This is a genomic window from Mycolicibacterium sphagni, assembly GCF_002250655.1.
In the GTDB taxonomy this organism is placed as follows: Bacteria; Actinomycetota; Actinomycetes; order Mycobacteriales; family Mycobacteriaceae; genus Mycobacterium; species Mycobacterium sphagni.
Genome location: NZ_NOZR01000001.1, coordinates 357482 through 374494, shown reverse-complemented (window position 1 = coordinate 374494; position 17013 = coordinate 357482). Strand labels below are relative to the sequence as shown.

General features: G+C 64.6%; 19 protein-coding genes and 1 tRNA gene. 14 read left to right on the top strand and 6 right to left on the bottom strand.

From position 1 onward, the window contains the following. Nucleotides 1–2: 2 nt before the first annotated feature. Nucleotides 3–1370, top strand: coding sequence for an aldehyde dehydrogenase family protein (locus CG716_RS01880; protein ID WP_094475828.1), 1368 nt, complete (start codon nucleotides 3–5; stop codon nucleotides 1368–1370). Here the strand turns inward: CG716_RS01880 and CG716_RS01875 are convergent. After that, nucleotides 1363–2457, bottom strand: coding sequence for a glutamate--cysteine ligase (locus tag CG716_RS01875; RefSeq protein WP_094475826.1), 1095 nt, complete (start codon nucleotides 2455–2457; stop codon nucleotides 1363–1365). The two genes, CG716_RS01880 and CG716_RS01875, sit on opposite strands and share 8 nt — an antisense overlap. Nucleotides 2458–2551: 94 nt before the next feature. Between CG716_RS01875 and CG716_RS01870 the strand changes: the two genes are divergently transcribed. The 3 genes from CG716_RS01870 (at nucleotide 2552) to CG716_RS01860 (ending at nucleotide 3958) form a co-directional block, all read left to right on the top strand. Continuing rightward, the gene (locus tag CG716_RS01870) at nucleotides 2552–3385 is read left to right on the top strand and encodes an LLM class F420-dependent oxidoreductase (RefSeq protein WP_094475824.1); all 834 of its coding nucleotides are present in this window, start codon (nucleotides 2552–2554) and stop codon (nucleotides 3383–3385) included. Between the two features lie 60 nt (nucleotides 3386–3445). Then, on the top strand, nucleotides 3446–3727 hold the full coding sequence (locus tag CG716_RS01865) for a hypothetical protein (RefSeq protein WP_094475822.1): 282 nt from the start codon (nucleotides 3446–3448) through the stop codon (nucleotides 3725–3727). 158 nt (nucleotides 3728–3885) lie between these two features. Further along, nucleotides 3886–3958, top strand: a tRNA-Arg gene (locus tag CG716_RS01860). A gap of 64 nt (nucleotides 3959–4022) precedes the next feature. Here CG716_RS01860 and CG716_RS01855 read toward each other — a convergent pair. Together CG716_RS01855 and CG716_RS01850 are read right to left on the bottom strand one after the other, a co-directional pair. Further along, nucleotides 4023–5204 (bottom strand): tyrosine-type recombinase/integrase, encoded by a 1182-nt coding sequence (locus tag CG716_RS01855; RefSeq protein WP_094475820.1) that lies wholly within the window; start codon nucleotides 5202–5204, stop codon nucleotides 4023–4025. Next, entirely contained in the window at nucleotides 5197–5721 is a 525-nt protein-coding gene (locus tag CG716_RS01850) for a helix-turn-helix domain-containing protein (RefSeq protein ID WP_094475818.1), read from the bottom strand. Before CG716_RS01850 ends, CG716_RS01855 begins: the two co-directional genes overlap by 8 nt. 98 nt (nucleotides 5722–5819) lie before the next feature. On the opposite strand from CG716_RS01850, the gene CG716_RS30035 reads away from it, so the two are divergent. The 8 genes from CG716_RS30035 (at nucleotide 5820) to CG716_RS29825 (ending at nucleotide 11723) form a co-directional block, all read left to right on the top strand. After that, nucleotides 5820–5987 carry a hypothetical protein gene (locus tag CG716_RS30035; protein WP_165773992.1) on the top strand — a complete coding sequence of 56 codons (168 nt, stop codon included), beginning with the start codon at nucleotides 5820–5822 and terminating at the stop codon, nucleotides 5985–5987. Nucleotides 5988–6082: 95 nt separating this feature from the next. Further along, a complete protein-coding gene (locus CG716_RS01845; RefSeq protein ID WP_133066852.1) occupies nucleotides 6083–6454 on the top strand; it encodes a hypothetical protein in 372 nt (123 codons plus the stop codon). A gap of 409 nt (nucleotides 6455–6863) precedes the next feature. Then, a complete protein-coding gene (locus CG716_RS01840) occupies nucleotides 6864–7352 on the top strand; it encodes a hypothetical protein (RefSeq protein WP_094475814.1) in 489 nt (162 codons plus the stop codon). Beyond that, complete coding sequence (locus tag CG716_RS29830; RefSeq protein WP_133066851.1) at nucleotides 7349–8104, top strand: hypothetical protein; 756 nt, start codon at nucleotides 7349–7351, stop codon at nucleotides 8102–8104. The genes CG716_RS01840 and CG716_RS29830 overlap by 4 nt, the downstream gene beginning before the upstream one ends. 658 nt (nucleotides 8105–8762) lie before the next feature. Continuing rightward, nucleotides 8763–9128, top strand: a complete 366-nt coding sequence (locus CG716_RS01825; protein WP_094475808.1) for a hypothetical protein — start codon at nucleotides 8763–8765, stop codon at nucleotides 9126–9128. Between the two features lie 64 nt (nucleotides 9129–9192). Next, entirely contained in the window at nucleotides 9193–10023 is an 831-nt protein-coding gene (locus CG716_RS01820) for a hypothetical protein (RefSeq protein WP_094475806.1), read from the top strand. Nucleotides 10024–10257: 234 nt separating this feature from the next. Beyond that, nucleotides 10258–11202 (top strand): cutinase family protein, encoded by a 945-nt coding sequence (locus CG716_RS01815; protein WP_094475804.1) that lies wholly within the window; start codon nucleotides 10258–10260, stop codon nucleotides 11200–11202. Between the two features lie 212 nt (nucleotides 11203–11414). Further along, nucleotides 11415–11723 (top strand): hypothetical protein, encoded by a 309-nt coding sequence (locus CG716_RS29825; protein ID WP_133066850.1) that lies wholly within the window; start codon nucleotides 11415–11417, stop codon nucleotides 11721–11723. 520 nt (nucleotides 11724–12243) lie between these two features. Here the strand turns inward: CG716_RS29825 and CG716_RS01800 are convergent. Beyond that, nucleotides 12244–12486: a hypothetical protein gene (locus CG716_RS01800; protein ID WP_094475798.1), complete on the bottom strand. Its 243-nt coding sequence runs from the start codon at nucleotides 12484–12486 to the stop codon at nucleotides 12244–12246. A 643-nt stretch (nucleotides 12487–13129) separates the two neighbouring features. Beyond that, a complete protein-coding gene (locus CG716_RS31025) occupies nucleotides 13130–13252 on the bottom strand; it encodes a hypothetical protein (protein ID WP_272938260.1) in 123 nt (40 codons plus the stop codon). A 60-nt stretch (nucleotides 13253–13312) separates the two neighbouring features. Here CG716_RS31025 and CG716_RS01795 point away from each other — a divergent pair, with 60 nt between their 5' ends. Next, entirely contained in the window at nucleotides 13313–13870 is a 558-nt protein-coding gene (locus tag CG716_RS01795) for a hypothetical protein (protein ID WP_094475797.1), read from the top strand. Nucleotides 13871–14759: 889 nt separating this feature from the next. Here the strand turns inward: CG716_RS01795 and CG716_RS01790 are convergent. Next, nucleotides 14760–14945 carry a hypothetical protein gene (locus CG716_RS01790; RefSeq protein WP_094475795.1) on the bottom strand — a complete coding sequence of 62 codons (186 nt, stop codon included), beginning with the start codon at nucleotides 14943–14945 and terminating at the stop codon, nucleotides 14760–14762. A 208-nt stretch (nucleotides 14946–15153) separates the two neighbouring features. Between CG716_RS01790 and CG716_RS01785 the strand changes: the two genes are divergently transcribed. Beyond that, nucleotides 15154–16980, top strand: coding sequence for a choice-of-anchor I domain-containing protein (locus tag CG716_RS01785; RefSeq protein ID WP_133066849.1), 1827 nt, complete (start codon nucleotides 15154–15156; stop codon nucleotides 16978–16980). The last annotated feature ends 33 nt before the right edge of the window (nucleotides 16981–17013 follow it).

Below are 17013 nucleotides of genomic sequence, written 5' to 3'. Positions count from 1 at the left end.
TCGTGATCGACCTGCCCGGCCTGGGTCCGAACGGCGAAAACCGTTCTCGCAAGCGCGAAGTAGTCACCGACACCGCAGGCACCCCGGTGGCCGAGCTCAGCATCGCACCCCCGCTGTACATCGCGCGAGCGATGGCGGCGCAGCGCAAGGCCAAGCCTCTTCCGGTCGATCAGCGCCGGGCCGCTCTGCACAAGGCGGGTGCGATCTTCGCCACCTCACATTCCGCCGGGCTGGACTTCGACGCGTATGTCCAACTGGCGAGCCGGGTTTCCGGCCTGCCGATCGCGGTCACCCGTGCGCAGGCGGTCGAGGTGAGCCACGCCGTGGTCGCGGCGTTCGACTCGGTGCAGCCGGCTCGGCCGATCGGTGCGGTCCCGAATTGGCGGGATGTACGCGCCGGGCAGGCGACGGCGATCTGGTCGCGGCGGGGCGAGCTGTTCGGCGTGCATGCCTCCGGTAATGCGCCGGGCGTACACGGGTTGTGGCCGCAGGCGCTGGCCATGGGGTATCGCGTGGCGATTCGTCCGTCGCGGCGGGAACCGTTCACCGCACACCGGTTGGTAACGGCCTTACGCGAAGCCGGTTTTCGCGACGACGACGTGACCTATCTGCCCACCGATCACGCGGGCGCGGACGAGATCATCGCGTCGGCCGATCTTGCGCTGGTGTACGGCGGCAGCGATGTCGCGGCCAAGTACAGCGGCGACCCAAAGGTTTTCGTCAACGGGCCGGGCCGCACCAAGATCCTGCTGACCGCCGAGCAGGACTGGCGCGATCACCTGGATGTGATCGTCGATTCGATTGCCCGGCTTGGCGGGATGGCGTGCGTGAACACCACTGCGGTTCTGGTCGAGGGGGACGCGGCGGCGCTGGCGTCGGCGATCGCCGATCGGCTGCGCACCATTGAGGCGCTGCCACCTGACGACGAGCGTGCGGTGCTGCCGACGCAGACCGTCGAGTCGGCTCGGGCCATGGCTGCCTTCGTCGCGGCCAGGGCCGTCGGGACCCGCACACTGCTGGGTGCCGACCAGATCGTGGCCGAGCTCGGCGACGGCAGGGCCGCGCTGCGACCGGCCGTCCATCTGCTGGCTGACCTGGACGCCGAGAAGCTCAATACCGAACTGGCGTTTCCCTGCGTGTGGATCGCATCCTGGGAGCGCACGAACGGGCTTGGACCGCTGCGTAATTCGCTGGTAGTCAGCGCATTCACCGAGGATGACGCACTGATCGGCGACCTGCTCGACGAGCCCACAATCGCCAACGTCTACCGCGGTCCGACGCCCACCTACTACACGGCCAGCAGCCTGCCGCATGACGGATTCCTGGCTGATTTCCTGATGCGCACCAAGGGTTTTGTGCGCCTCAGCTGAGCGTCGCTTCGGCGGCGACGGCGAGAACGTCGGCGATCTCGTTGCGCTCGCGCCAGGCCCCGCGCTGACGCATCGCGCCGTTGCCCTCCCGCAGCAGGCGGCCCAACTCGGCGTGGACCCATTCGTCGTCGCCGAGGTCTGCCAGCGCCGGCTGCAACAGCTGTAACCACTTGCCCAGCACCGCCGACGTGGGAGCCGTTGCCCACCCCGCCATGACGTCCATCGTCTGGCCGTCCAACCCGTCGTGGGCGGCCTTCCAGTGCGCGGCTCTCAGGACGTGGTCGTCGATCCGCGGCACCGGTGCCCCGGATCGCTCGGCCGCCAGCGCGGTCATCACCGCCGCCCGGGTCAGCGTGGCCAGCAAGACGGTCTCGGCGACGGTAGCGGGAACATCGGCGACCCTTACCTCGATGGTCGGGAACTTCTTCGACGGGCGGACATCCCAATAGACCATCCCGTCGTCGAGCATGGCCCCGGCGTCGATCATCATCGCCACCATCGCGTCGTAGTGCTCGGCCGAATCCAGGTGGGGCGGCGGCCCCGCGCTGGGCCAACGGTTCCACAGCACGCTGCGCCAGCTGGCATGGCCGCTGTCGGCGCTGCGATAGATCGCCGAGTTGGCGGTAAGCGCCAGCAGTAGCGGCAGCCAGGGCCGCAGCCGGTTGCTGACAGCGATGGCCATATCGCGGTCGGGCACTTCGACGTGAACATGGCATCCGCAGATGCCCTGCTCGTGGGCGATCATGCCGAACTGGTCGCCGATGTCGCGGTAACGCTCGTTGTCGGTGATCGGGAAGCTGTGCGGCACGGTCGGCGGCAGGCCGACTGCCAGCAGTCGCGCACCGGCCTTCTCGGCGGCCTCGGCCGCGGCCCGCCGCAATCGTGTGATCTCTTGGCGCAGTTGCGAACTGGTCTGTGTCACCTCGGTCGCGGTCTCGACCTGGCAAGTCGTCAGTTCCAGCTGCAGGTCGACTCCGCCGGCGGCCGCATAGTCGGCGACCTCGACGTTGCGGGGCACCGGTTCCCCGGTGCTGGGATCGACGAGGAGGAACTCCTCCTCCACGCCGACGCTGGGCACATTCACGATTCACCGGGATGCCCGCAGCCAGGCCACGTCAAACCGTGCCACGCAGCGAGACCGGCGCTGTCGATCCGGCCGGACTCAGTCCTAGCATGCGGAGATGGTCAGAGACTTTCGCTTCGGCATCGGCGTGCGATCGGTCAAGTCGGCACCGAAGCTGCGCGACACCGTCAAGCGGTTCGAGGACCTCGGCTTCGACGTCTTGCATGTCCCGGACCATTTGGGCCGCTTCGGGATACCCGCGCCGTTTCCGACCATGGTGGCCGCCGCGGAGTATGCCAAGACCATGAGAGTGGGTACGTTCGTCATCAACGCGGCGTTCTACAAGCCCGCGATCCTGGCCCGCGACGCCATCGCCGTCGACGTGCTGAGTGAGGGCCGGCTCGATCTCGGGCTGGGCACCGGGTACGTCCGTGAGGAGTTCGAAGCCGCCGAAATGCCGTACCCGAGCGCCGGAGAGCGCGTCGACCACCTGCGGCACACCACCACATATCTCAAGGAGACGGCGCCGACGATTCCGATCCTGATCGCCGGCAACGGTGACAGGGTGCTGCGGATCGCGGCGCAGCACGCCGACATCATCGGCCTCACCGGCGGCGGGGTGCCTGAGTATCCCGGCCACGATCCACTGGCCGAGCGCATCGAGTTCGTCCGCAACGCCGCCGGGGAGCGGTTCGCCGACCTCGAGCTCAATATCGCGATCACCGGGGTGCCCACCGACTCGTCGGGCATTCCCGACCTGGCGCTCACCCGCGGCTACGCCCCCGACGCCACCGAAGAGCAGCTGCTGGCGCTGCCGACAGTGCTCACCGGCACGCCCCGCGATATCGCCGACACCCTGCGCGCCCGCCGGGACAACTACGGGATCACCTACTTCACCGTGCAGGACTACCACGCGGAGTACTTCGCCAAGGTCATCGCCGAGCTGCGCTGAGCTTCAGGGTTTGCGCAACCGCGAGTCGGGCAATGGCTTGAAGGACGGATGCGAAGCACGATGGCGGTTTTAGAGGGTTTTTTCATGCAGCAGCACAGCAATGACGAGACGAGGATGCGGCAGTGCGCCGAGGGCGTACTGGTTGCGCTGAAACGGTGCACGATGAATGCGGCCTCGGGCGAGATCGCCCAGGCGTCGCAGCGGCACCAGCTGAACAGCTGGCGTGTGTCCCAGGCTTTAGTGCGGCTGGCCCAGGAGGTCGATCCGGAGGCAGATAGCAATGCGACTGCGGTTGCCCGCTTCGAGTGGGGCGCATTGCTGGCGCGACGGGCGCGGCCATGATGCGAAGGCTTGTCGCCTGGGTCCGCAAGGACTACCCGCAGATCGCACCCGCGCGTGGGCACTGCTATCTGGTCGCGTTGTGTGGACCCCGCGACGTGCCTCGATAGACCTGTGGATACGGGGTAGCGACGACAGGGCGGTAAGCTGCCAGCCGGTGCGCCCCCGTAGCTCAGGGGATAGAGCACGGCTCTCCTAAAGCCGGTGTCGCATGTTCGAATCATGCCGGGGGCACTCTCTACCTGCGGCGTTGTCGCGTCTGACCGGACGCGACACGCCCGCAGCTGATACTTTCCCGCTACTTTCGGTCTCCACTTTGCTGACCAGCGAACTTGTCGAGTGCCACCCGCACGTCGGGACCACGAGACACCCGTTGCAGGTAGTGCCGCTCGGTTGTGGCCAGCTCAGTGTGGGAGAGCTGCTGTTGAGCGGCGGCCGAGCCGTGCGCATCGCGGATGACGGTGCCCACGGTGCGCCGGAAGCTGTGCGGGGTCACCCACGACAATTCTTCGGGCAGCGCATCGCGCAGGCAGCGCCGCAGGTTCGCGAGGCTCACCCATCCCCCGTCGCGGGTAGCGAACACCGGGCCGTCCATCCCTGACTGACCGACCATCTCGGTCAATGCCTCGACGCCGAACCGTGGGAGCACAACAGTGTGAGCGGGCGAGCCGTGCTTGCGTTCGTCTTGGCGGTGCAGCGGGCCCGCGGCCCCGTGGTCGAGCAGCGTGCCGACGATCGTCACGGTCGGCGGATCAGCCAGAAGGTCGACGTCGGACCAACGCAGCGCCAGCACTTCCCCTGGCCGCGCACCCGTGGCGGCCAGGACCTCGACAAAGGCCGGCAGCAGTCGACCTGGCCGGGGTCCACCCTTGCCGTCACGGGAGCGGGTGTAGTCAGCGACGGCAGCTCTCACGGTCGCGAACTCGTCTGCTGAAACCGCACGGACGGGCTTGCGGTTCCGTTTCGCTGTCGCTGTGCCGACGATCGGGTTGATTTGCATCACACCGAATCTGACTGCGAGCGCATACATTTCGCGTAGAACCAGACGCAAATAGGCGGCTTGGGCGGGTGTGGTCGCCGCGACTGACTGGATGTGTGAATGCGCGCGGGGTGTTTCCAGTTCTCGGATCCGTAGCGCGCCGAGTTGGCAGTCGCCGTGCTTAGTCCACACATGGCGGTACTGATTTTCGGTCTGCGGCTTGATCTCGCCGCGCTTCACTTTGCCCTCGATCCACTGTTCGAATAGCTCGGACAAGGTCGTTTTGTCGTTGACCACTTGTGCGTCCAACGGTGCCCGTCGCGTGCCGAGGTGGCGCTGTAACAGGCGGCGGGCATCCTCGGCTGATTTGTCGCTCGATCGCTCGACCCGCCGCCGCTTCCCATCCGCGTCACGCACATAGGTCGAAGCGAAAAACTTTCCACCACTTGACCTTTCCGCGATACGCCCATGCTCACCCGGTGCCATCCGCTGCCTAGGCATCGGGAGACCGATCTTCGGTGGCATTCTTGTAGGCATCCAGTAATCGCTGATGTTCAGCTTCGAGCAACTCGACCATATGGCGAGCTTTCTCTGCTTTGTCGTCGAATCCGTAGAGCTCATTCTTGCGTAGCCATAGCATCTGGAGTCTTAGAGCCTCTTCGTTGTCGAAAAGTTCGAGGGCAGTGCGGGTCTTATGGTCGTCCGCCCATTCGCCAAGGATCTCGACACCTTGCTTGGTCACGCCAGGGAAGATCTCGACGTCAGCCAATGCGTCCGGGAACAGGAGGGCTAGTGGCGACGTGTCTAACGCGGCCGCAATGGCCACCAGCTCCCGGACCGTGACGTCGCGTTCGCCCTTCTCGATCTTTCCGAGCGCTGTTCGGTGGATAGGTACGCCGAGTTCCCGCGTCCGCTCGGAGACCTTCACGTAGCTGCTCCCGGCAGCCTTAGTTGCCCGCTTGATCGATTGCCCTAGACCTCGCCCGAGCCAGTCGACGACAGGTTCGCTGTCACTCATTGCGACATTGTCGCACGTGTTCTGTTGCGTCCGCCGACATACGTGCTAGTGTCACGTTATGCGTCAACAGGTGTCGCATATCGTGACAGGAGAAAGTAATGAACGATTGGCAGGCCACGGGCCACAAGCTCGGCGGGGTCAGCCGCACGACGGTATTCCAGCTGTGGGCAGCGGGCGTGCTGGCATCGGTGAAGATTGGCCGGCGCCGATTCAGCACTGACAAGCAGATCAACGACTACATCACCGGGCTCGAAGGTGCGGCATGACCGAAATGCGTGCGGCCCCCCGTGCGTCAGGTTGGCGCAGACTTTCCGACCAGCTCACGGCGGAACAGATCGCCGAAATTGAGCAATTTGAACGCGTGACCGGACCCGACGCGTGGCCGGAGTATCAGCTGCTCAATTGCGCGCGTACGGCCGCCAAACGCAACCACGCTCAGAAGGTGTGCGCTCACATCGCTGCGCCGGCAGACGCGGTGGGCGCGGTCGGTGAGTGGGAGGACTTCGACGACGAAGGTCATCTTTACGGCCGCCAGTTCGTCACCTCGACACGAGATGTCGAATCCGGAATCAGCTTGGACCTAACCGGAACTCAATTCAGCAACGGCGCAGTTCAGCGGAGGATTCTCGTCTGGCTAGAAACCGAAGAGTTGTTGGCACCCCAAGCCCGCAGGCTCGCCACAGCACTGATCGATGCGGCCGGTCAAGTGGAGTCCCTGGAGCGCCCGCAATGAGCGAGCGCGGCGCAGGACCCCTCGTCGACTTCACGCGAACGGCCTGTCTGGGTGATGCCGGCGCTCCCGACTACATGGCGGCGGTGTGTGTGACGTCGAACGGAGACGAGGTTTTGTGGTTGGTTAGCCGACGCGAAATCGCAAGGGATCAGCCCACATACGGTAATGGGGCGCAACATCACGAGCGGACGGGACGACTGCCTGGCTGGGTTCGGGAGCGCATCTGGGGCTCCCTGCGGTGCGGTCAACCCCGGAGCGACGGCCAACCGTGCCGACACCGCGTGAAGGAGTCAGGGCACCACTGCAGGCGGCACTCAGAGCTGCTTACGGCCCCCGTTGATCCTGGTGTTCGAGCACCGGGCGGGAGCCGTAGCGACCAATCAATCCATGAAAACCGAAAGGCACGACCATGATCACACAGAACACCGACGTCGCCCAGCACTCGACGAGTTGGCGCGATCTCATCGATCAGCTCACACCGAATCAGATCAAGATCCTGGAGGGCGGGGAGCAGCGATCTACTCCGCCCGCCGACCTGATCGAGGTCGCGCGCGACTTTGTCAAGGAGAGCGCCGAGCAAGCCAAACTTGACTCCCGCCTCTCGCATATCGAGATCCCGCCCGGCGCCACCGCGGATAAGTGGAGCTCAATTCGCGCCGACGACGGCGATGCCATCCGCTGGCTTCAATGGAGGACTTTCGACACCGCGAAGGCTCGTGTCTCGATCGTCGGCATCCAGGATGAAAGCGCATCCTTCACTCGGTGGATCAGAATCCAGGCCCAGCGCGGCGATATCGACGACGAGGAGCTGTCCCCGCCAGACGTGCGTGAACTGGTGCGAGCCCTCAGCAGTGCGGCCGATGACCTGGAAGCTCTGGAGCGCAACCAGCCATCGTGAAGACAACAGGGGCGTTCATTCGCGTGCTACCCGCCGATGTTGCGCAGCACGGTCCAAGTGCTGCCATCGTGCTTGCGCACATCCGCTGGCGGTGTAACACGGACGGCCCCGGCCGGATTCACCACGACGGTGCAAGGTGGTGGCGCGTTTCCCGACGCGACATTGCCGACGAAGTTGGACTCACCGTCAAGGTCGTCAGGACCGCACTGGAGGCTCTCGGCGACGCAGTCTCAGCAAAGCACCTCCCACCACTCAGCGATCAGTCTCTCGCCTACAGAGTCCCGGCAATCGACGAACAGCTGACCAGCCAGAAGCCCCACGGGGCAGCCGCTGACCAGCCAGAAGCCCTGTGGGGCACGCCAGATGCCCCACAGGGCAAGGGACCGTGCCCCACAGGGCAAGGGACCGTGCCCCACAGGGCATCTGCACTACTTATAGAGAACTTGAAGACAGAGGGAGAACGCCCGCCGCGGTTCTGCAACCTTCACCCGATCGGCACCAGCGAAGAATGTGGCGGCTGTGCAAGGGCCCGCGAACATCTTGAGGCATGGGACGAGCATGCAGCCCAATCCGATGTCATCGCGGCGAAGGCCCACGACTTCGAACGCCGGCGCAACCGCCAGCTGATCGAGAACTGCCCCATGCACTGCGCGGAGAACTCCGGGATGGTCGAAGTACTCGACGACGACGGGACCGAGCGACTCAAGCGCTGCGACCACGGCGTGCCGCGGGGGGTGGCCTCCAATGCCTGAGCTTGGAAGTGACGAGATGCATTCGCTTCATGGACCATTCGGACCACGCTGCTCCACTCACGCCAACGTCAAGAGCCCTCGGTCCTGCGACGGCTGCCGAACGGCCCTCAAAGCCGCCCAGAAGGCCGACAGGGACCGCCGTCACGCGATCCGTGCAGCGATCGACAGCTGCAACGACTGTGATCCCTACGGACGACTCTGGGCCGACGACGACACGTCGTGGGTCGACTGCCCGGAGCATTCCAACTTCCGTGTCGAGGCACTCGCAGCAGAAGGGCGACTGCTGTGACGAGTCCAAATAGCAGCGAGCGCAGCCGGCACGGCCGGGGTACGGGTAACCCCCAGCGACCGGGCAGACTCCCGAATGGTTTGGCACCTTTGCGGCAGCGAGCGGCTATTGGCCAGTTTTTTGATCGGGCACCACAGCGATCTACCGAAGGTGATCACTGCGGGCAACCACCGAAGCGATCCACTCAGCCACTTTCAGCCACTGAGATGTTCGATCAAGGGGGTCGAAAAGCACTGTAAAACAACATTATTCGGCCGCGCAAACTCCTCTGAACCGGCAACTTCGGCGCATCAAAAACCTCCCGGCGTCACAGCCGGTCAAGTTCACCAACGCGGCCCCGGCCGCCTACTGAAAGGGAATACCCGACCAATGACCCTCTACGACACTCAGGCAGCGGAACAAGCCCGCGCGCAAGCGCTTGCACAGCAAGCCAGCGGTCATCAGAAGGCTGCCTACTTGGCCCACGGCCAGACCTCTGATGGGAACGGCGGCATGGCCTTTGGCTACAGCCCGGACGTCACCGCCGCGCAATACGAGGCCCACACCCAGGAGAAGCGAGACGCCCACGCGGCCCACATCGAGGCCGCTCTCACACCGCACTCAACCGGACCCGAGACGGCTTCCGGCTTCACTGCTAATCGCGGACAGGGAGCATCCGCCAACGGCGTCGCCGCCGCGCTCGGCGAAGAAACCCTGACTCAGAAGGCCGAACGACTCCTCAAATTGCCGAGCTGATCGCCCCGAACGAGCGCCCAACCCACCACCTACAAAACACCCTCAAAAGGAACCCGACAGAGCAATGACGCACGCACCTAACGCCATAACCGAGACCACCGACCAACTTGCGATTGGACACGACGAATACGACCCCGAACCGGAGTCGGCCGCGGACGACCAGGGGCCGGAGCTCACCACCACGGTCGAGATGATCTCCGACGCGTTGGCCCAAGCCGAAGCCGAAGTTGACCGGCTGCGGGACAAGAAGGCCGCGATCCGTGAAGCGGAGGGAGCAGCATCACGACAGGTACGCCTCGGCATCGTCCGGCAGGCGGCCAACTCCTGGGCGATCGACTGCAACCGAGCGCGCTCCCGAGCACAAGAGCACCTTGAAAATCTAGCGATCGCCACAAGGTTCGACGTCGCCAAGCTCGCGGCGGCGTTCGGCGAATTCAAGTTGGCTGATGCCCGGTGTGGCGCGAACGCGCTGTACGCCAGAAATTTGGATAGAACTGATCCACTTCCCGACTCGCCTATCGGTGCGCCCCGAGAGCGAAGCCTCCGGACAGGCCAGCAGTACGCCGACCTGACCTGGTCGAGGTACCTGGACCAGGTGATCAACGATCGCGCCCGGGCCGAGCGTGACCGTTGCTTCAATCTGCTCCAGAGCTTCGCGCACGAGCAGACTGAGAATGCGGCCGCTACCGCACGCGCGGCGGCCCTGGCTCTCGACGACTACGAGAGTCTCGATGTCCCACAACCGCCTGCGATCGCCGAGCTCCACCAAAGCGCCGTCGCGGCGATCAACGAACACGACTTCGATCCCGAACAGATGAAGGCGGCCGGCGTGATCAGCGTCCGACGCGCTGCCCAGAACGCCGAACTCGAGAAGCTCATCGACGCCGGCAACTAGACCGTCGTTGGTGTGGGCCACCTCTCCTGGGCAGCCCACGCCACGGCGGGCGGGCAGGCGTGCGCCTCCGGCGTTGTAGGGCGCTGTCGAGCGCGCACCCTGCCCCGTCCCAAATGCCAAGTCTCCCCAAAGGCAAAGGAAAAAGGACCAATCCATGGATGCACATTTTGGCGGCGATCACAGGAGCACAGTCACGGCGGCCTGCTGCACCTCACCAGAACGGAGTTAGTCACGATGCCCAAGCCGCTGTTTCTGTACGCCACCGGTACCGCGTTCTTCACCAACGTGATGGGGATGCCGATTAGCCCGATCGGCACGTCAGCGGCGACCATCGAGCGTGCTGGCCGAAAGTTCTACTTCAACGGCCAGGTGACCGACGATCCGTTCTGGCGGATGCTCGACGAACAGGTTTGGGACGCAAGGAAAATCAACTACGCCGCCGCGACGTTCCCGATGAATTCAAGCCTGGCCGATGGCCGCAACATCGCCCGCGCACACATCCAGTCTGTTCCGTTGGGTACGCCGATTGTGCTCGGCGGCTACAGCCAGGGTGCGGCGCTGATGTCGATGATCTACAACGACCTCCGCACGGGGCCGCTGACTGCCCGCCTGCCTGATTTCAAGGGCGCGGTGTTGTTCGGTAATCCGATGCGGCAGCGGGACTTCACAGCACCGGATGCGCCGTGGTCTGGCTGCTGGGACGTTCCGGGATCCGACACCGGCGGCAGCGGTTCTTTCCCGACTCGGCTCACTGACTGTGAGTTCGGGCTGTGGCGGGAGTACGCAAACGTCGACGACATCATCACTTCAACGGGCACATCGCCACTCGGTGCCGGGTGGCGGGCCGCGGTGGGGATCCTTACCGGCCTGGTCGATCCGCTGTCGGCCATCGCGTCACTCGCCCCCGACCTGCTTGCCGGTATCTTCGGCGCACCCGGCACTCCCGGCGCACTGGCCATCGGCGACTTCGGGCATGTCCGCTACCCGAGGTATCCACCGCTGACCGACCGGGACGACACGTTCCCGGCTGGCGCTGAGACGGTTTACGACTTGGCGCTCGACTTCATCGACGAGATCGCCGCTGAGGTCTACACCGAGCCGATTTTGGCGCCCAGTGATCCGCTGGTGGCACGACCTTGGACGACTGTTCGCCCCATCCCCAATCGGTCACCTGCGTGACTCTTCACCAGCCACCGGCCATGCCCAACGGCACGGTCCACGGATGGCGATTCTGGCGCGTCGACCCCGCCGCCGTGAACACCCGCGACGCCGTGCTTTGGTCCCCATACGACGGTCGAACGGCGTGGCCACAAAAGCACTTCCGAGCACGGTGTCCGGTCCATCCAGCGCACGACCCGCCCGCCAGCGACTGCCTCTGTGGCGTCTACGCAGTGCCCAACGTCGTCGACATCCGCTGGCAAGTGAGAGCGATCCGATTCAACGCCATCCCAAAGAGCGCGACACCCCCATTCCTAGTCATCGGCCGCGTGACCTTGTCTCATGCCGTGCCGCACACCGACAGCGCCCCAGGCGGCCCGCTATACCCCGAGTTTCGAGCTGCAGAAGCGACCATCAACGGCCTGTACGTGTTCAAGGACCGCGAGCACGGCCCTGCGAAATCGCAGGAGCTACAGTCGCTGCTGTCGTCCGCCTACGACGTGCCCGTGTCGATCGGGGGAACCTGCGTACACGGCGCGTGACTGGGCGACCAAACCACACGGCGATCAAAAGTATCTGGCCGTCGGTCTACGAGCGCCAGTTGGGAAACGAGCGCGAAGACGGTAGTCACCGATGGGAAGTTCGGGATGATCCAGCAGCCCGGCATGGCGATGCCCGGCGCGCCCCCGCGCGGATTCACAGTCAGCATCTGGTGTTTGCCGTTCGGCATGGTGCCGTCCGCCGTCGACATGGCGGCCCGCGCCACCCCTGACATGTCGATGGCACGCCACCGGAACGAGGGACGCCGACAGACTTCGAAACGTTGAGCGCCTTCAGACCCACATACTGAAGGGCCAGTGACCTGTGAATATTCTCTCAGCGAATCGAGACTAGGCAGTTACCCCAGAACTGGCACATCTTCGGCAAACAGTGGTAGAAATCGTGTTGCGGCGGTGTATCCGCCCAAAAAATGGGAAACCCTCCCGGGGGACCGGTGTTGGCGCACCGGCCTGATCCCCGAGAGGGCGTCCGACCTACATAACTGGTTTGCTCCGCATCCGCTTACGCGGCTTCTTCGTAGAGCTTCCAGAAGGTGCACTCACCTTTTACCGGAATCGGTGGAAAGGTGAAGTGTGCCGTCAGGTCGAGGATGCGACCGAATTGGTCGATCCACTGCCCGCCGACCGGAACACGCTGGCCCTGTTTCCAGGACCCGTTGGGCCCCAAAGGCCCCTTGTGGCGCTTCTTGGCCATCTTGATCCAACTTTCCTTGGGATTGATCTTCGTCTTGCTGCTGAAGGTCAAGAAGGATGTTGGTGGGCCGCGAATCCACGTGCCGGCCGATGGCCATGGTGGGTACCGGGGAACCTTCGGGCTTCGCCGAGGTGACTGAGGGGCGGGGAGGGCTCTCGACCCGCGGAATGACTTAGCCGATAGCATCCCGGACACGCAGTTCCATCGGCGTCGCGGTGGCAGACGATGTGGGCATCATCGTGGTCTCCCTCTGGTCGCAGTCCATTTCCGGGTGGTGTGAGGAGAACGCTACCGCCGCGGTCCGACGACACGCCGCAACACAACACCGTTTCGCGTGAGAAATTGACCAGAAAGACAAAGAGGGGCCCCCGCCGAAGCGGGGGCCCCTACCGATGGTCTGTGTCCGGCACCACCCGGGACTACAACACAACCGCCCCCACATCATGCACAAATGCGCCGACAAGTTGGGGGATATCGCGCGGAAAGTTATGCACAGGTTGCGCAGCGCCAGCGTGCGCTGGCGCAGGAAGAAGTCCAGGAAGAAGTACGTGACGTAGTACTTGAACGCCCTCGTGTGGAACTCGCAGGCGGCAGCTTGAGGTTCCCGCTACCCAACCTTGCCGAATCGTTGGTATGCGGTCTCGCGGCTGACATGGCGTCGATCATCTCTCACTCAGGGCACGGGTGGAGATCGTCACCTGTGCATCTCTGCCCGCCATCTGGCCAGATCGTCGGTCGCCATTGCCGCCGCTGATCTGAGCCAATCGCCGTCGATCAGCCCGGTGATGTCCAGCTCGTAATAGGCGGGATCGTCCATTTGGGGGCGGGTTCACGGATTGCTCTGCTGACCAGCCCACGATGATGCTGAAGTGGCCGAGTGACCGGATACTGCTTCGTCGATATCAAAACGCTTGGCCTAGGTCGAAATGCGCCCACCTGGGAATTTGCAGCGATCTCGACGCCCAACCTGTCGAGGTCGGCGCGGGGGGACGAGATCAGGTTCGCTATAGAACACGATTCGGATAACTGGCTGGAGTCGCTCCCCGAGCCCTTCGCATCCGATTACCGCGCGCGCTATGACCCGTCCGAGGCGCAGACCGAACAGATGGCGGCTTACACCATCAGCAAGATCACCCGAAGGGCGTTTGTCGTTGCACGTGAACCCGCCTTCCACGTGGATCACGTGGCGGCGCTGTTGCGACGGCATTCCATCGAACCCGAGTGGTTTTGCGTCGAGGGCATTGGCTCGATCGTGAAGGGCTTCCTGGCCGCTCGGGGTGAACTATCCGACCCGCCCTGGAATGCGGCTGACTTGTCCTCGGCCGTGGGCATCGACCCGGCCGATTACGAGGTGCACACCGCCAAAGGAGGTGTGCGCTGGGTCAAGGCACAGTACGACCTCGTAATGGCTAAGCGGTCGCAGCAGCTTCCATGACGGAAGTCCATTGCCACCTGCAGCGAGCACCGCACGGTCCTTAGCTCATCGGCGGAAGTCTCCACTTTCCCGATACAAACGCGGCCGAATCTGCCGGAATCGGGACGGACTCACACGTATGGGAGTCATCCTAATATGTTGCGTGGCAGTACATTAACGAACTGCTGCGGACGTTCGCGTACGCCATGATACTTGCCGGTGTCGCAGGTTCGAATCCTGCCGGGGGCACCATATTTTCTGTATGACCTCGGAAGCACGACTGAGTAACCCCCGCTACGATCGCGTCGCCCAATCCTCCTGTCGCTCAACGGTTTGCACCCGTGTCTCTCGGTTGTCCCGGTTCAGCCACGCAGTCTGGAGGATATGACCACCCTCAGACGGACATCCTCGGTGTGATCTCGCGGAAGTCGAGGCCGTAGCGACGAGAAGATCGGCCACCCGCAAGATGCAGATGACTCCGATTTACTCACGCCGTCCATCACGGCGTCGCAGATGCTGGCCGACCTCCGCGAGTTACCGGGCACCACGGCCGCCCCGCTGGAAGCCCCCGGTTCACACTGGACTGAGAACGTGTTCGCCGCTCAGCGGATCCAGCAAAGGGCAAGTGACCTTTGTTGGAATCCACAGCCTGCATAATTTGACTTATCTGTCAATATCCTGCCAATTTTCGTGCACGTCTATTTTCTGGGCCATTCCAGGTGTCGGCTTGTACCGAACTACGGGTGCGGGAGGCCGACATGGCCGGTGGGCAGCAGGCGAAGACATCGTCGAGGAACACGAAGGGCCGCCACCGCGCTCCGCAACGTCACCGCGAGCCCTACGCCTGGCTGGGGGCTGGTGCGATCACCTTCGGGGTGGGCGCAGCGCTGGTCAGCACTGCCGGGATCGCCTACGCCGACACCACCGGGCGGGGTGATTCGTCATCATCGGCCCACGCGAGTAGCCCAGCATCGCCGGCGTCCAGCAGTCCGTCGCTCAGGACAGCATCCCCCTCCTCGACCAGCGGAGGCGCGGCGAGCCAGCCAGGGTTGCGGGCCACCCCGGCAGCCACCGCCACCACCGTGTCAGCGAGCACCCCCGAATCGAAAGCCGCCGCGACAGCGCCACATACAGCCCTCGGTGCAGGCGCCAGGGCTAGCGCGGCCCAGGCTATGGCACCGTTCCCATCCGCCACGACCGGCAAGGTCGAGGCAGGGACAATCACCGCGGCAGCTGCACGGCCCACGACCACAACCCCAGCACCTGCGAGCACTGCGCCGAGTCTGCTGACGCGGGGGTTCCCGTTGCTGAGCATCGACACCACTCGCGCCGCCGCCCTCACCACGGACGCCCTCACGGCCGCGCCCGCCGCCGCGCCCGTCGACCCGCTGTTGGCCGGTGTCGCCGTAACCGGCCTCGTTGTCGTCGGCGTCCTCGCCGTCGTCGCCGCCGCCCCCTTCGTCGAGGGCGCCCTTGCCGCCACCGAGGTGGCCGAACTCGCCCTCATCGCCGCCCGCCCTGTCCTCGCCTCCCCCCTCGTCGTCACCGGGCTTAAGGTCCTCGTCACCGGCCTCGACGGCTATGCAGGCCCCTTCGCCCAAACCACCGGGACCCTCGGCGGGATCGCCGACAAAATCGGCACTTATGTGTCCGTTCTCGGCAAAGTTCCCGAGGTCTTCAGCAGCTTCTTCGACGAGGTCGCCGGTTTCATCAACAGCGTCAACACGCGCGACCAGAAGGTGGCCGGCCAGATCAGCACCGCCATTTCTGGCACGGCAAAGGGCACCGGCACCTGCACGGGCGCAACCTGCACCGTGTCCGCCACTGGGGCGGTGACCGGCACCGTGAGCTTCGCCAACGGGACAAACACCTACAGCATCACCGCCGCCCCCACCAACGGCTCGGTCATCGTCGACCCCACCACCGGCACCTTCACTTACATCCCCACCGAGGCCGCCCAGCTGACCGGCACCAAGAACGACAGCTTCACCGAAACCGCCACCAAGACGGGCGCACCCCCAAGCAGCGACACGATCACCGTCCCCATCACCGCCGCGCAACTTAAAGTCACCAACACCATCAACGTCGGCACGTTCCCGATCGGGGTGGCGGTCAGCCCTGACGGCAGCGACGCCTACGTCACCAACACCGGCGGCAGCGGCGCCCAAGTGTCGGTGATCGACACCAATCCGGCCGACACAACAACGTATAACACCGTCGTCACTAACATCCCCATCACGGCCAGCAACGGCAACCCCCTCAGTAACCCCGATCCGTATGGGGTGGCGGTCAGCACCACCGGCAACGATGTCTACGTCACCGACGTTTACAACGGCACGGTGTCGATAATCGACACCGCCACCAACGCCGTGACCAACGTCCCGGTCGGCAACGGCAATCCCACCGGGCCGACGGCGGACAGCCCCCTCGGGGTGACGACCAGTAGCACCGGCCAGGCCTACGTTGCCAACCAGGGCGGCGAATCGGTGACCTCGATCAATACCACCACCAACGCCGTCGGCGGCCCCGTCGCGAGCTTCCCCGGTCTCAACGGCAACTACGGGCCGGTGGGGGTGGCGGTCAGCCCCAACGGCCAGCAGCTCTACATCACCGTCACCGAACCCCCTACTGGAGGCGGCAACTCGCCGGGCGAGGTGGAGGTGGTCAATACCGCCACCAACTCTGTCGTCGCCAACGTGCAAGTCGGCGTTGGGCCGGACGGGGTGGCGGTCAGCCCCACCGGCAGCCTCGCCTACGTCGTCAACGAAGACGGCAACACCACTTCTGGCACCACATTCAACGGCACGGTGTCGGTCATCAACACCGCCACCAATCAGGTCACGAAGACCATCAACGTCGGCGGTCAACCAGAAGGGGTGGCGTTCAGCCCCGACGGCAGCCTGGCCTACGTCACCGAAACCTACAACGGCGACCCGGGCAACGCTGACTACAACGGCACCACGGTGGTGGTGATCGACACCGCCACCAACGAAGTCATCGGTAACCCCATCACGGTCGGCACTAACCCGCTTGGGGTGGCCGTTGCCCCCAACGGCACCGCCTACGTCACCAACGGGCTCGGCAATGACAGCCTCGTGGGGACGGTGTCGGTGATCTCGCTAGTGGGGTGACGCCCCAACGACAGACGCCCCCGCCCTGCTTCG

Excerpts from the sequence above, each read along its gene's own strand:
- CG716_RS01870 (WP_094475824.1), top strand. The coding sequence starts at position 2,552 with ATGGTCAGAGACTTTCGCTTCGGCATCGGCGTGCGATCGGTCAAGTCG.
- CG716_RS01865 (WP_094475822.1), top strand. The coding sequence starts at position 3,446 with ATGGCGGTTTTAGAGGGTTTTTTCATGCAGCAGCACAGCAATGACGAG.
- CG716_RS01855 (WP_094475820.1), bottom strand. The coding sequence starts at position 5,204 with ATGCCTAGGCAGCGGATGGCACCGGGTGAGCATGGGCGTATCGCGGAA.
- CG716_RS01850 (WP_094475818.1), bottom strand. The coding sequence starts at position 5,721 with ATGAGTGACAGCGAACCTGTCGTCGACTGGCTCGGGCGAGGTCTAGGG.
- CG716_RS30035 (WP_165773992.1), top strand. The coding sequence starts at position 5,820 with ATGAACGATTGGCAGGCCACGGGCCACAAGCTCGGCGGGGTCAGCCGC.
- CG716_RS01840 (WP_094475814.1), top strand. The coding sequence starts at position 6,864 with ATGATCACACAGAACACCGACGTCGCCCAGCACTCGACGAGTTGGCGC.
- CG716_RS01825 (WP_094475808.1), top strand. The coding sequence starts at position 8,763 with ATGACCCTCTACGACACTCAGGCAGCGGAACAAGCCCGCGCGCAAGCG.
- CG716_RS01820 (WP_094475806.1), top strand. The coding sequence starts at position 9,193 with ATGACGCACGCACCTAACGCCATAACCGAGACCACCGACCAACTTGCG.
- CG716_RS01815 (WP_094475804.1), top strand. The coding sequence starts at position 10,258 with ATGCCCAAGCCGCTGTTTCTGTACGCCACCGGTACCGCGTTCTTCACC.
- CG716_RS31025 (WP_272938260.1), bottom strand. The coding sequence starts at position 13,252 with ATGGACGATCCCGCCTATTACGAGCTGGACATCACCGGGCTGATCGAC.